This window comes from Ramlibacter sp. JJN2-2R, assembly GCF_057747835.1.
Window position 1 is genome coordinate 512,708 of the sequence record NZ_CM173226.1, and the last position, 12,906, is coordinate 525,613.

General features: G+C 68.3%; 13 protein-coding genes and 2 tRNA genes. 12 read left to right on the forward strand and 3 right to left on the reverse strand.

The genetic code is table 11. From position 1 onward, the window contains the following. Positions 1 to 8: 8 nt before the first annotated feature. The 9 genes from AC3ANR_RS02550 to AC3ANR_RS02590 all read left to right on the forward strand — a co-directional run bounded on the left by AC3ANR_RS02550 (position 9) and on the right by AC3ANR_RS02590 (position 7,576). The gene (locus AC3ANR_RS02550; RefSeq protein ID WP_488290311.1) at positions 9 to 584 is read left to right on the forward strand and encodes a LemA family protein; all 576 of its coding nucleotides are present in this window, start codon (positions 9 to 11) and stop codon (positions 582 to 584) included. Between the two features lie 59 nt (positions 585 to 643). Next, a complete protein-coding gene (locus AC3ANR_RS02555) occupies positions 644 to 1,300 on the forward strand; it encodes a peroxiredoxin (protein WP_488291740.1) in 657 nt (218 codons plus the stop codon). A gap of 1 nt (position 1,301) precedes the next feature. After that, entirely contained in the window at positions 1,302 to 2,633 is a 1,332-nt protein-coding gene (rsmB, locus tag AC3ANR_RS02560) for a 16S rRNA (cytosine(967)-C(5))-methyltransferase RsmB (protein WP_488291741.1), read from the forward strand. Then, positions 2,578 to 3,213 carry a DUF4390 domain-containing protein gene (locus AC3ANR_RS02565; protein WP_488290312.1) on the forward strand — a complete coding sequence of 212 codons (636 nt, stop codon included), beginning with the start codon at positions 2,578 to 2,580 and terminating at the stop codon, positions 3,211 to 3,213. The genes rsmB and AC3ANR_RS02565 overlap by 56 nt, the downstream gene beginning before the upstream one ends. Beyond that, positions 3,210 to 5,498: a sensor histidine kinase gene (locus AC3ANR_RS02570; RefSeq protein ID WP_488290313.1), complete on the forward strand. Its 2,289-nt coding sequence runs from the start codon at positions 3,210 to 3,212 to the stop codon at positions 5,496 to 5,498. The genes AC3ANR_RS02565 and AC3ANR_RS02570 overlap by 4 nt, the downstream gene beginning before the upstream one ends. 35 nt (positions 5,499 to 5,533) lie before the next feature. Further along, entirely contained in the window at positions 5,534 to 6,235 is a 702-nt protein-coding gene (locus AC3ANR_RS02575) for a response regulator (RefSeq protein WP_488290314.1), read from the forward strand. A 19-nt stretch (positions 6,236 to 6,254) separates the two neighbouring features. Further along, a tRNA-Phe gene (locus tag AC3ANR_RS02580) sits at positions 6,255 to 6,330 on the forward strand. Between the two features lie 125 nt (positions 6,331 to 6,455). Next, positions 6,456 to 7,169, forward strand: a complete 714-nt coding sequence (locus AC3ANR_RS02585) for a DUF433 domain-containing protein (RefSeq protein WP_488290315.1) — start codon at positions 6,456 to 6,458, stop codon at positions 7,167 to 7,169. Beyond that, positions 7,166 to 7,576 (forward strand): PIN-like domain-containing protein, encoded by a 411-nt coding sequence (locus AC3ANR_RS02590; RefSeq protein ID WP_488290316.1) that lies wholly within the window; start codon positions 7,166 to 7,168, stop codon positions 7,574 to 7,576. The genes AC3ANR_RS02585 and AC3ANR_RS02590 overlap by 4 nt, the downstream gene beginning before the upstream one ends. On the opposite strand, the gene AC3ANR_RS02595 is transcribed toward AC3ANR_RS02590, so the two are convergent. Further along, complete coding sequence (locus AC3ANR_RS02595; RefSeq protein WP_488290317.1) at positions 7,563 to 8,177, reverse strand: tyrosine-type recombinase/integrase; 615 nt, start codon at positions 8,175 to 8,177, stop codon at positions 7,563 to 7,565. The two genes, AC3ANR_RS02590 and AC3ANR_RS02595, sit on opposite strands and share 14 nt — an antisense overlap. Positions 8,178 to 8,621: 444 nt before the next feature. Continuing rightward, entirely contained in the window at positions 8,622 to 8,750 is a 129-nt protein-coding gene (locus AC3ANR_RS02600) for a DUF4224 domain-containing protein (protein ID WP_488290318.1), read from the reverse strand. An 853-nt stretch (positions 8,751 to 9,603) separates the two neighbouring features. Here AC3ANR_RS02600 and AC3ANR_RS02605 point away from each other — a divergent pair. Then, positions 9,604 to 9,679 (forward strand) — tRNA-Gly (locus AC3ANR_RS02605). Positions 9,680 to 9,735: 56 nt separating this feature from the next. On the opposite strand, the gene AC3ANR_RS02610 is transcribed toward AC3ANR_RS02605, so the two are convergent. After that, entirely contained in the window at positions 9,736 to 10,512 is a 777-nt protein-coding gene (locus AC3ANR_RS02610; protein ID WP_488290319.1) for a fumarylacetoacetate hydrolase family protein, read from the reverse strand. Between the two features lie 277 nt (positions 10,513 to 10,789). On the opposite strand from AC3ANR_RS02610, the gene AC3ANR_RS02615 reads away from it, so the two are divergent. Together AC3ANR_RS02615 and AC3ANR_RS02620 are read left to right on the forward strand one after the other, a co-directional pair. Further along, a complete protein-coding gene (locus AC3ANR_RS02615; RefSeq protein WP_488290320.1) occupies positions 10,790 to 11,767 on the forward strand; it encodes a Bug family tripartite tricarboxylate transporter substrate binding protein in 978 nt (325 codons plus the stop codon). A gap of 19 nt (positions 11,768 to 11,786) precedes the next feature. Continuing rightward, positions 11,787 to 12,902 (forward strand): DSD1 family PLP-dependent enzyme, encoded by a 1,116-nt coding sequence (locus AC3ANR_RS02620; RefSeq protein WP_488290321.1) that lies wholly within the window; start codon positions 11,787 to 11,789, stop codon positions 12,900 to 12,902. Positions 12,903 to 12,906 lie beyond the last annotated feature (4 nt).

Sequence of the window (12,906 nt, forward strand, 5' to 3'; positions counted from 1 at the left end):
CCGCACCCATGACCACCTCGCTCGCCACCTGGATCGCCGCCGCCGTGCTGCTGTTCTGGGGCGTGGGCGCCTACAACCGGCTGGTGCGCCTGCGCGGCGAGGCCAACGCCGCGTTCGCCGAACTCGACGCCCAGCTGCAGCGCCAAGTGGAGCTGGTCGACACGCTGGTGGGGGGCGATCCCGAATCCATCTTCGACGGCGCGCAGCCGTCGTTCTGGGGCGGGCTGCAGGGCGCGGCGGGCCAGTTGCGCGCGTCGCTTGCCCTCGCCCGGCACAAGCCGCTCGACCGCGACCGCATGGAAGCGCTCGGTGCCGCGCAATCGGTGCTGGCCGTCGCGTGGGATCGCGTCGAACGCGACGACCTGCACGACCTGGCCGGCCCGCGCCTGCCCGACACGCTCACCGCCCAGCGCGGCCAGATCACGCTGCAGTGCATCGCCGCGGCCGAGCGCTTCAGCCGTGCGGTCGACCAGTACAACGCCGCGATCGCCCAGTTCCCGGCCCTGCTGCTGGCCTGGCTGTTCGGCTTCCGGCCGGGCATCGGATTGCCGGCCATGCCGGCGCCCAAAGCCCCCCTCGTTTGACACTGGTGGCGAGCGCGACCATCATCGATTCCCCCTTCGACAACGACCAGGAGAAGCACATGCTGCGCATCAACGACACGGCGCCGAACTTCACGGCCGACACCACGCACGGCAAGATCGATTTCCACCAGTGGATCGGCGACAAGTGGGCGATCCTGTTCTCGCACCCGAAGGACTTCACGCCGGTCTGCACGACCGAGCTGGGCTACATGGCCCGCATCGAGCCCGAGTTCACCAAACGCAATGCCAAGCTGATCGGCCTGTCGGTCGATCCGGTCGACAGCCACAGCAAGTGGCTGGGCGACATCGAGGAGACGCAAGGCGCGAAGGTGAACTACCCGATCATCGCCGACGGCGACCTGGCGGTCTCCAAGCTGTACAACATGCTGCCGGCCGAGGAGGCCGCGGCGGACGGCCGCACCGCCGCCACCAACCAGACCGTGCGCTCGGTGTTCATCGTCGGCCCCGACAAGAAGATCAAGCTGATGCTCACCTACCCGATGACCACGGGCCGCAACTTCGACGAGATCCTGCGCGTGCTCGACTCGATGCAGCTGACGTCCAAGTACAAGGTGGCCACGCCCGCGAACTGGAAGCAGGGCGACGACGTCATCATCGCCGGCTCGGTCTCCGACGAGGACGCCAAGAAGCTGTTCCCGCAGGGCTGGAAGACGGTCAAGCCCTACCTGCGCGTGACCAAGCAGCCGGGCACCTGACCTGTCCTTGACCCCCGTTCCCCTCTGGCGGCAGCTTCAGGCTGCCGCTTCCGTGTTGGCGGCCGTGCGCGCGGGCGAGTCGGCCACGCCCGCCCTGGCGCGCGTGGACGGCTGGCTGCGCGCGGGCGCGCAGGCCCTGTCGTTCCAGGCGCTGCGGCAACTCGGCCGGGCCGACGCGCTGCGCCAGCAGCTCGCGCGCCGCGCCCCGCCGCCGGCCGCGGACGCCCTGCTGTGCACTGCGCTCGCGCTGTGCTGGCGCGAGGCCGACGCGCCCTACACCCCGTTCACGCTGGTCGACCAGGCGGTGGAAGCCGCCAAGCGCTCGCCGGCCACCGCGGCGCAGTCCGGCTTCATCAATGCCTGCCTGCGCCGCTTCCTGCGCGAGCGCGACGGGCTCGTCGCCGCCACCGAGCGCGATCCGGTCGCGCAATGGAACCATCCGCGCTGGTGGATCGACCGCCTGAGGCAGGACCACCCGGCGCGCTGGGAGGCGATCCTGCAGGCCAACAACCGCCCGGGGCCCATGACCCTGCGCGTGAATGCACGGCAAGGGCAGCGCGACGCGGTGCTGGCCCAGTACCAGGCGGCCGGCATCCCGGGCCGCGCCGTCGGCACGGCCGGCATCGAGCTCGTGCAGGCCCGCCCGGTCGACGACCTGCCCGGCTTCGCCGACGGCCTGGTGTCGGTGCAGGACGCCGCGGCCCAGCTGGCGGCGCCGCTGCTGCTCGACGGCCTGCAGCCGGTGGCGGGCCGGCCGCTGCGCCTGCTGGACGCCTGCGCCGCGCCTGGCGGCAAGACGGCCCACCTGCTCGAGGCGGCCGACGCCGAGGTCACCGCGCTGGAGATCGATCCGCAACGCGCCGCCCGCATCGGCCAGACGCTCGAACGGCTGGGGCTGCGGGCGCGCGTGCTCACGGCCGACGCGGCCGACGTCGGCGCCTGGTGGGACGGCCAGCCGTTCGACGGCATCCTGCTGGATGCGCCGTGCACCGCCTCGGGCATCGTGCGGCGCCACCCGGACGTGCGCTGGCTGCGGCGGCCGACGGACCTGCCGCAACTGGCCGGCCAGCAGAAGCGGCTGCTCGACGCCTTGTGGCCGCTGCTGCGGCCCGGCGGCCGGCTGCTGTACTGCACCTGCTCGGTGTTCCGGCAGGAAGGCGAGGGCCAGGTGCGAGCGTTTGTTGCAAACAACAAAGCGGCCCAATTGCGACCCGGCCCCGGCCATTTGCTCCCCGGACCGGCCGAAAAGGGCGAGCCGCTCCGGGACAATCCCCTGGGTGACCACGACGGTTTTTTCTACGCGCTGCTGGACAAGGCGCCTGCCGCGGTTTGAGCCGGCGCTGCGCCTGCTGGCCCTCGTGCTGGTGCTGCTGGCGGCCGGGCTGGCGCGGGCCGACTACAGCGAGGTCACGCAGTTGCGCCTGGAGCGCTCGGACGACGGCGTCCTGCTGAGCGCGGGCGTGCGCTTCGACCTGCCGCCGGCGATCGAGGAGGCGCTGCACAAGGGCATCCCGATGTTCTTCGTCTCCGAGGCATCGTTGCTGCGCGATCGCTGGTACTGGTACGACAAGCAGGTGGCCAGCGCGCAGCGCCACATGCGGCTGTCCTACCAGCCGCTCACCCGGCGCTGGCGGCTGCAGGTGTCCTCGCAGCCGATCGGCAGCTCGGGCCTGGCCCTCGGCCAGAGCTTCGACACGCAGGAGGAGGCGCTGGACGCCGTCAAGCGCGTCGCGCGCTGGAAGATCGCCGACCTGGCGGACCTGGAGCCGGACGCCAAGTACAGCGTCGACTACCGCTTCCGCCTGGACGTCTCGCAGCTGCCCCGGCCGTTCCAGATCGGCGCGGTCGGGCAGGCCGAGTGGAACATCAGCGCCGCGCGCACGCAGCGGCTGGCGCTCGAGACCGGACGGTGAACCCGCAGCCCGCCTCCCCCGCGGCGCGCAAGCCGACCTTCGGCAGTTCCAGGGCCGTGCGGTGGGCGCTGCTCGTCGGCGCGGCGGTGATGGTGGCCATCGCCATCGTGCTGATGTTCCTGCTGACGCAGGCGACCGGCAACCGCGAGCTGTACGAGCGCAACTACGGCCGGCTGTTCGCGATCAACATGGTGGTGGCGGGCCTGCTGCTGCTCGTCATCGGCTGGGTCGGGCTGCGCCTGGCCTCGCGCGTGCGGCGCGGCAAGTTCGGCAGCCGGCTGCTGGTCAAGCTGGCCGCCATCTTCGCGCTGGTGGGCTTCATCCCGGGCCTGCTCATCTACGTGGTGTCGTACCAGTTCGTTTCGCGTTCGATCGAAAGCTGGTTCGACGTGAAGGTGGAAGGCGCGCTGGACGCCGGCCTGAGCCTCGGACGCTCGACGCTCGACACGCTGGCCAACGACCTGGCCAACAAGACCCGGTCGTCGGCGGCGCTGCTGGCCGACACGCCCGACACGTCGGCCGCGCTGGCGCTCGAGCGCATGCGCGAACCGCTGTCGGCCAACGACCTGATCCTGTGGAGCGGCAGCGGCCAGCTGATCGCCAGCGCCGGCCAGTCGCGGTTCCTGCTCAACCCCGAGCGGCCCAGCATCCAGCAGGTGCGCACCGTGCGCGCGCAACGCGCCACCGCCGTGATCGAGGGGCTGGACGAGCCCACCGCGATGGCCAGCAGCCAGGCGCGCATCAAGGCGCTGGCGGTGGTGCCGGGACCGGGCCTGGGCCTCGTGGCCGAGCCGCGCATCCTGCAGGTCACGCAGAGCCTGCCGCCGACACTGGTGGCCAACGCGATCGCGGTGCAGGAGGCGTACCGCGAATACCAGGAGCGCGCGCTGGCCCGGCAGGGCCTGCGGCGCATGTACATCGGCACGCTGACGCTCAGCCTGTTCCTCTCCGTCTTCGGCGCCATCTTCCTGGCCGTGCTGCTGGGCAACCAGCTCGCGCGGCCGTTGCTGCTGCTCGCGGCGGGCGTGCGGGAAGTGGCGGCGGGTGACCTGTCGCCCAAGCCGGTGCTGCTGGGCAAGGACGAACTCGGCGGACTGACGCGCTCGTTCGCCGAGATGACCCAGCAGCTGGCCGACGCGCGCGCGACGGTGGAGGTGAGCATGGGGCAAGTGAATGCCGCGCGCGCGCACCTGCAGACCATCCTGGACAACCTGACGGCCGGCGTGATCGTGCTGGACGAGCAGGGCCGCATCGAGTCGGCCAATCCCGGCGCGACGCGCATCCTGCGCGTGCCGCTGGCGGCGCACGAGGGCCAGCCGCTGGCCGAGGTGGAGGGACTGGAGGCGTTCGGCGCCGACGTGCAGGCCCAGTTCGAGGAGTTCGCCAACGAGCGGCGCCAGCACGGCCTGGACCACTGGCAGGAGTCGTTCGAACTCAACGCCTCGCTGCCGGGGTTGCCAGCCCAGAACAACGCCATCACCCTGGTGGCGCGCGGCGCCGAGATGCCCTCGGATGTGCCGGGCAAGTCGGCGCGCCTGCTGGTGTTCGACGACATCTCCGAGATCGTGTCGGCGCAGCGCATGCAGGCCTGGGGTGAAGTGGCGCGGCGCCTCGCGCACGAGATCAAGAACCCGCTGACGCCGATCCAGCTGTCGGCCGAGCGGCTGGCGTACAAGCTGGACGACAAGGTGGCCGAGCCGGAGCGTGCCGTGCTGCGCAAGTCGGTCCAGACCATCGTCGACCAGGTCGATGCGATGAAACGGCTGGTCAACGAGTTCCGCGACTATGCCCGGCTGCCGGCGGCGGAGCTCAAGCCCATCGACCTGAATGCGCTGATCGGCGACGTGCTGCACCTGTACGCGCGCGAGGGCGAGACGGCGACGGGCGCCCACGTGCCGATCCGCGCCGAGCTGGACCCGCACTGTCCCCCGATCCTGGGCGATGCGCAGCAGCTGCGGCAGGTGATCCACAACCTGCTGCAGAACGCCCAGGACGCCACCGAGGGGACGGGCCGCGCCGACGTGCTGATCCGCACGCAGTGGAACGAATCCAACCGCCGGGTGCGCCTGGTGGTGCAGGACAGCGGGACCGGGTTCCCGGACCACATCCTCAAGCGTGCCTTCGAGCCGTACGTGACGACCAAGGACAAGGGCACCGGCCTGGGACTGGCGGTGGTCAAGAAGATCGCCGACGAGCACGGCGCCCGCGTGGACGTGAAGAACCGGGTGGACGACGGGGCCGTCGCGGGTGCCCAAGTGTCGCTATCATTTGCAGTTGCGGCGTAACAACACTGCGAAGCGCCACCCAACCTCGAGCACACATGGCAAACATCCTGGTCGTCGACGACGAACTCGGCATCCGCGACCTGCTGTCCGAAATCCTCAATGACGAGGGCCACAACGTCGAACTGGCCAACAACGCCGCCCAGGCCCGCGCCGCGCGCGCCCGGGCCCGGCCCGACCTCGTGCTGCTGGACATCTGGATGCCCGACACCGACGGCGTCACGCTGCTCAAGGAATGGTCGGGCACGGGCCTGCTGTCCATGCCCGTGATCATGATGAGCGGCCACGCCACCATCGAGACGGCGGTCGAGGCGACCAAGATCGGCGCGCAGTCGTTCCTGGAAAAGCCGATCACGCTGCAGAAGCTGCTCAAGGCCGTGGAGGCCGCGCTGCACCGCGAGACCGCGCCGACCGGCGTGCGCAAGCCCGGGCCCGGCTTCGTGATGGCCGCCCCCGCCCCGGTGGCCGAGCTCACCGTCGAGGCCGCGATGACGGGTGGCCAGTCGATTCCCGCGCCGGTGGAGATGGGCCCGCAGGCCCGCCAGACCTTCGAGCTGGACAAGCCGCTGCGCGACGCGCGCGACGAGTTCGAGAAGAGTTACTTCGAGTTCCACCTGGCCAAGGAAGGCGGCTCGATGACCCGCGTGGCCGAGAAGACGGGCCTGGAACGCACCCACCTCTATCGCAAGCTCAAGCAACTGGGCGTCGACCTGTCCCGAGGCAAACGGGCCGCCGGCTAGGCTATAATCTCCGGCTCACGGCCCGGTAGCTCAGTTGGTAGAGCAGCGGATTGAAAATCCGCGTGTCGGTGGTTCGATTCCGCCCCAGGCCACCAGTCTTGATGCGCCCCAGCGCCCGATTCGGGTTCTGGGGCGTTTCTACAACAAGGTCGGATTTCTACAATCCGCAGTTCGGGAACATCTGGCTACCGAGTACGACCGAGTTCGGTAAACTGAGCTTATGTACAGCGGCACCGGCATCTACAGTCTTCCTGAGGCGGCTCGGTTGATCCGAGTGCCCTCACGGAAGATCCATCGCTGGCTGTACGGCTACACGTACAAGAAGCGTGGCGATGACGGCGCAAAGGCGTATTCGAGCCCGTTGTGGCAGCCGCAAGTAGCCGCTGAAGAATACGGCGCAGAGGTGATCGGGTTTAACGATCTTCTTGAGGTGCGCTTTGTGGATGCCTTTGTCGCGCATGGTGTGCCGCTGATCGTTGTGCGTCGGTGCTTGGACACCGCACGCGAGCTCTTTGGTACCGATTACCCGCTCAGCTCTGGCACGTTCAAAACGGACGGGAAAACGATCTTTGCCGACGCCGTTGCAGAAACCGTCAAAGACGGTGCTCTGCTTGACCTGAGGAGCCGGCAGTTTGCGTTCAAGGACATCATTCGACCGTCCCTGTATGCCGGCATTGAGTACGACGGTCAGCGCGCGATGCGGTGGTTTCCGTCTGAAGGGAGACACCAAGTGGTGTTGGATCCAGCTCGGGACTTCGGTGCACCTATCCTAGAAGAGACAGGGGTTCCCACGGCAGTCCTCTATGCCTCGTACGAAGCCGAGGGCCGCAACGCTCGTGGCATCATGCAGACGGCCAGAATTTACGATGCGCCTCCAAAGCTTGTCGAAACAGCAGTAAGGTTCGAACAGGGACTGCGGCGCACAGTCCATTGAAGTTCCTTATTGACAACAATCTCCCTCCAAACTGGGCTGGGACATTGCAGGCTGCTAGTCACCGGCAGTTCGCGGACTCAGAAGTTGATCAGGTCTGTCATCTACGCGAGCTGTTCCCGCCGGACACCCCTGACTTAGTGTGGATCGGCGAGCTCGCAGTCCAGAAGAACTGGACCATCCTTTCAGGAGATGCGTTCCGCAAGCGAGGCGGCGCGGAGCGGCGAGTTCTTCAACAGAGCGGTTTGTCTGTGTTCGTGCTGCAGCCTTCTTGGAGCAGCTATCAGTACTGGGAAAAAACCAGTCAGCTGATTCGTTGGTGGCCTCGCATTGTCGAACAGGCCAACGCTGTTGCTCGGATCGCCATGGAAGTCCCATGGCGCACTACCGGCAAGTTCACACAGCTTTAGCGGCCGCACACGCTCCCCTAATCGGTTCCGAGCGATTTCTGTGCGCGAGCAATTTCTGAGAATGCGCCAGGTCGCCTGCATCCGTCGCGGCCTTGGCGCGTAGGTCCCGAAATTGGAAGCTGACGCCCGCCTGCGTTCTGGCCTTATCGAACCGGCTCCGAAGTGCAAAGGCGCTGAGAGGCTGTCCGTCCTCGTCCTGAATCAGGAAGGGACTGATTGCCCGCCGAGGGCGTGAGTTGATGCGCTCCAGCACCGATGCTAGTTCTCCTGTGACTTCGATTCCGATGCGCGCCCCGATCTTGTTCTGCACGATCCAGAGCGCACCGCCGCGGATGTCGCTTCGCTTCAATTTAAGAACGTCCGGTGGGCGCTGGCCGGTCAGTAGAGCAAGGTCCATTGCATCGGCCACGGTGGGGTGCGCGTGCGCCTTCACCTGGGCGAATTTCTCATCTGTGACGTAGCGGTCGCGCCCCGCCTCGCGAAAGCCCTTGACTCCCTGGCAGGGGTTCTGCGCTGCCGTATAGCCCCACTCCCGGGCCTTGTTGAAGATGTGCGAGAAGAGCCTTCTCCCGGTTCGCGCGGACCTTGGCAATTTGGCCATGAATGTCCAAGTACTCCCGAACGTGCATGGGCAAGATCGCGTCGATGGGCATGTGGCCGAACACGCGGAGCAGCTGCGCCAGCTCCTTGTCATTGTCTCTTCGCGTGCGAACGGCCTTCGTCGGGTAGACCTCGCGCACGTAGCGCTTCGCGACCACGGATAACAGGCGACTTGAGTCGTCTTCCTTCACACCTTCCAGCTGCGCCCACAGCCGGAGGGCCTCGGCGCGGTTCTGGAGAGCTTGCGCCAGACGCGCGGCGATGTGCCGCTCACGTGGTAGCAAGTCTCCCCCTTGCGATGAAAGCGCGGCGGATCATCGAAGTTTGCTTGCCGGCGGCGCCCCATCAGACGGCCCTCAGAGCGCCGAAATTGGGCCGCAGGACCACCACCGCCTCCTCGCCACAGCCGAGCATCTTCTCGGCGTACTTCCGGGCGACTATCGGCCTACCAATTGCGTTCACTTCGAAGCGCCACCCCTTTACGCTGGAGGAAGTCGACTTGCAGCCGGGGCAACTTGAAGCCGGTGATCTCCTGCACTTCCTCCGGTGTCAGAAGGAACGTTGGCTGGTTCATGCCGCGACCTCTGCGGACGATAAGGTCGAATATGGCCCGCAGTGGAATGCTGGCGGCCGCCCGCCGCCGTGGACAACTCTACGAACCGCGCTCGATGACGGCCTTTCGCCGCGGCCGGGGTCGAGCTGTCTTTGCCGCAGGGGGCGTTTTCACCCGCACATCTAGACCGTAGGCATCCCGTGGTTCGATTCCGCCCCAGGCCACCAGTCCTCATGCGCCCAAGCACCCGATTCGGGTCCTGCGGCGTTTCTACAAATTGTGGTTTCTTTCTAAATTGAAGATATGACTTGGTGCGCCTACGAAGATGGCTTAAAGGGGACGCACGGTGTGGGCTTAGTCTTACCGAGTGTCTTACCAAACCATCCGACCAGGTGGCCTCTCCCTTGATCACGCGGCACACTGCGATGACAACGCCGAAGATGAGGTTAGTGCACACCGCAGCCTTCTTGCTTCCAGGGCTTTCTGGATTGCCGGACTTGCCTCGCTCGCGTTATGGACAGCGTTGCTCACCGTGCTAACGAAGTAGGCAGCGTCCAGTGCGGGCGTTTTCGACTCACACGACCATGAACGAGAGCCGTGGGGCCGGGTTGCTCACCGCGCCGGTCGGTTCGTCGCAAGCGCCGACCGACGTCGTGGACAACTCTCCGCCTTCTACAAAGCAGAGCAGGTGCCTCTCAGCGGTGCTATGATTCGGCCCGGCTTTTGTAGGTGGACAACCGAGCTAAGTGCTTGAGGCACAAGGCGATTCGCGGAAGATTGAAAATCCGCGTGTCGGTGGTTCGATTCCGCCCCAGGCCACCAGATCCAAGGACAGCCCTTGATCGCACGATCAGGGGCTTTTCTTCGGCACCCCGCGGGATTAGCTCAGTTGGTAGAGCGATACCTTGCCAAGGTATAGGTCGAGAGTTCGAGCCTCTTATCCCGCTCCATTCACGCGTGGCCGTCCAGCCGCCGGCTGACGGCCACGCGATCGCGGTTGTCGCGCTCAGAGCTGCACGCTCGCCTGTCCGATTCCCGCAAACGCCACCTCGACCCGATCGCCCGGCGCGGCCTCCAGCAAGCCGCACCATGTGCCGGTGGTGACCACCGTGCCGGCGCCCACGGTGCCATGGCGCTGGGTGGCGTGGCGCAGCCAGGACGGCAGCAGCCACCCCGGCTCGCCGAGCGAGTGGGTGCCGCGGAACGTCTGCGCGGCACCCGTCCCGATGCGCACCTCGCACGCCTGGGCCGACCAGTCCACGGGGCGGAAAGGCACGAAGTCGCCGAGCACCAGCGCGCCGTGCGACTGCAGGTCGGCCAACTTGGCCAGGGTGGGCGCGCTGCGGGCGTTGCGCCAGCGCGAATCGACCAGTTCGATCGACACCGCCATGGCATCGACCAGCGCCGCTGCGTCGCCATCGCGCAGGGCCTCGGCCTGCGCGGCGGTCACGTCGGCCGCGAGCCGCAGGGCGATCTCGGCTTCGACCAGGCGCAGCCGCAGCGGCAGGCCACTGGCGTCGCTGCCGCTCGGGTGCACCCTGCCGATCGGCAACGGCGCATGGGTGAGCACCGCGTCGCGCGACAGCCCGCCGGACTTCCAGCAGCGCGGCGCGCCGCCCTGCGGGTCGAGCGCGGCCAGCAGGCGATCCTGCACGGCATACGCATCGGCGGGGGTGGACAGCAGCGCGGCGAGCGCCTGGTCGTCGGCGGCAGCGCCGCCACGCCACGCCTGCAGCAGGGCGTCGGCCACGGTGTCGATCGAAGCGCGAGAGTTCGGGGTCATGGTGTCGGGCAGCAATGGGGCCACGATTGTGCGCGCCCGCCGACGGCGCTCAGCCGCGCCCTTCACCGCCCAGCCCGGCTGTTCGGCGCCGTCGACCGAGCGCCGCAGCCATGCGCATTCGTCAGTTCCACTTCACAATCAAGTTAGTTTCGACGGGTTTTCGTTTCGAATCCTCGCGAGCAGACTCGCCCACTTGGCGGGCCGCTCCCGGTGCCAGGCGCCAGCTCACGGCCCTGGCGCAGCGTCCGACCCAACTTCATCCGTCCCGGAGGTGTTCATGCGTTCAAGATTCCTGCTGGTCTCGATGCTGCTGGCGGCCATGGCCGCGATGGTGGCGCCTCTGCAAGCGCTCGCGGCCTACCCGGACAAGCCGATCCGGCTGATCGTGCCCTCGGCGCCGGGCGGCGCGCCGGACGTGCTGATGCGGGCGCTGGCCAACCAGCTGTCGCAGCAGATGGGCGTGCCGTTCGTCATCGACAACAAGCCCGGCGGCTCCTACACCATCGGCACCATGGAACTGGTGCGCGCCCCCGCGGACGGCTACACGCTCGCCTACGGCAACGTCGTGTCCCTGGCCACCAACCGGTCGCTGCTGCCCAACGTCCCCTACGACGTCGACCGCGACCTCACCCTGGTGTCCAACGCCCTGCGGGTGGTGAACCTCATGGTGGTGAACAACAACGTGCCGGTGAAGACGATTCCGGAGCTGATCGCCTACGCGAAGAGCCACCCCGGCAAGCTCGCGTTCGCCTCCGACGGCAACGGCACCACCGCCCACCTGGGCGTCGAGCTGTTCAAGTCGATGACGAACACGCACCTGCTGCACGTGCCCTACAAGGCGGCCACCGCCGCCATCACCGACCTGATGGCGGGGGGCGTGCAGCTGATGATGGTGAACACGCCCGTGATCGGCCCGCACGTGCAGGCCGGTCGCGTGCGGGCGCTGGGGATTTCCTCCACCCAGCGTTCGCCGACCTACCCCGACATCCCCACCATCGCCGAGTCGGGCGTTCCCGGCTTCGAGGTGGTCGCCTGGGGCGGCATCATCGGCCCCGCCAACATGCCCAAGGACGTCGTCACCCGCCTCAACGCGGAGATCCGCACCGCGCTCGCGAGCCCCGCCGTGCAGGAGCGCTTCAAGGCCCTGGGCGCCGAAGCCACCCCGAGCACGCCCGAGGAGTTCCGCGAGCTGTCGCGGCGCGAAACCGAGAAGTGGGCCAAGGTGATCAAGTTCTCCGGCGCCAAGGTCGACTGAACGGACCGGGCCGCACTGCATGAGCCCCTGGCACGCCGCCCAGCCCGGCGATCCGCTCGCCGGCGTCGACACGCCGGCGCTGCTGCTGGACCTCGACGCCTTCGAGCGCAATCTCGACCGCATGGCCGGCGCGGTGCAGGGCACCGGCGTGCGCCTGCGCCCGCACGCCAAGAGCCACAAGTGCCCCGAGATCGCGCGGCGGCAGGTGGCACGCGGCGCCGTCGGCATCTGCTGCCAGAAGGTCAGCGAGGCGGCGGTCTTCGTCGAGGCCGGCATCGCCGACGTGCTGGTCACCAACGAGGTCGTCGGCGACCGCAAGATCGGGCACCTGACGGACCTCGCCCGGCGCGCCCGCATCGGCGTCCTGGTGGACCACCCGCAGCAGGTCCGGGCCCTGGCCCGCGCGGCGCGGTCCGCCGGCGTCGCGCTGGACGTGTATGTCGAGGTCGACGTTGGGGGCCATCGTTGCGGGGCCGCGCCGGGCGAGGAGGCCGCGAACCTGGCCAGCCTGGTGGCCGACAGCGCCCCGTTGCGCTTTGCCGGGCTGCAGTGCTACCACGGGCCGGCCCAGCACCAGCGGACCCCCGAGCAGCGGGCGGCCGCCATCGGCGATGCCATCGCCGCGGCGCGCCTCACCCGCGACGCGATCCAGGCGCGCGGGATCGCCGTGGCCCGCATCACCGGTGCGGGCACCGGCACGTTCCGGCACGAGCTGGCCTCCGGCGTGTTCAACGAACTGCAGGCTGGCTCCTATGTGTTCATGGACCGAGACTACGGCGACAACCGCCGCGCGGCCGACGACATCGCGTTCGAGCACGCGCTGTTCGTCCGCACCACGGTGATGAGCCGGCCCGTGCCGGCGCGCGCGGTGGTCGACGCGGGCCTGAAGGCCTCCAGCGTCGACTGCGGCATGCCCGCCGTCTGGGGCCGGCCGCAGCTGCGCTACGTCAAGGCCGCCGACGAGCACGGGACGCTCGAGCTTCCGGCCGACAATTCCCTCGCCCTGGGCGAGGCGCTGATGCTCGTGCCCGGGCACTGCGACCCGACGGTCAATCTCTACGATGAACTGGTCGTCTTCCGCGGCGACCGCGTCGAGGCGGTCTGGCCCATCGCCGCCCGCGGCGCCCTCCTGTGAATCC

Coding starts and splice junctions, on each gene's coding strand:
- AC3ANR_RS02610 (WP_488290319.1), bottom strand. CDS start 10,512: ATGACCCCGAACTCTCGCGCTTCGATCGACACCGTGGCCGACGCCCTG.
- AC3ANR_RS02555 (WP_488291740.1), top strand. CDS start 644: ATGCTGCGCATCAACGACACGGCGCCGAACTTCACGGCCGACACCACG.
- AC3ANR_RS02550 (WP_488290311.1), top strand. CDS start 9: ATGACCACCTCGCTCGCCACCTGGATCGCCGCCGCCGTGCTGCTGTTC.
- AC3ANR_RS02595 (WP_488290317.1), bottom strand. CDS start 8,177: ATGGCCAAATTGCCAAGGTCCGCGCGAACCGGGAGAAGGCTCTTCTCG.
- AC3ANR_RS02600 (WP_488290318.1), bottom strand. CDS start 8,750: ATGAACCAGCCAACGTTCCTTCTGACACCGGAGGAAGTGCAGGAGATC.
- AC3ANR_RS02575 (WP_488290314.1), top strand. CDS start 5,534: ATGGCAAACATCCTGGTCGTCGACGACGAACTCGGCATCCGCGACCTG.
- AC3ANR_RS02620 (WP_488290321.1), top strand. CDS start 11,787: ATGAGCCCCTGGCACGCCGCCCAGCCCGGCGATCCGCTCGCCGGCGTC.
- AC3ANR_RS02615 (WP_488290320.1), top strand. CDS start 10,790: ATGCGTTCAAGATTCCTGCTGGTCTCGATGCTGCTGGCGGCCATGGCC.
- AC3ANR_RS02585 (WP_488290315.1), top strand. CDS start 6,456: ATGTACAGCGGCACCGGCATCTACAGTCTTCCTGAGGCGGCTCGGTTG.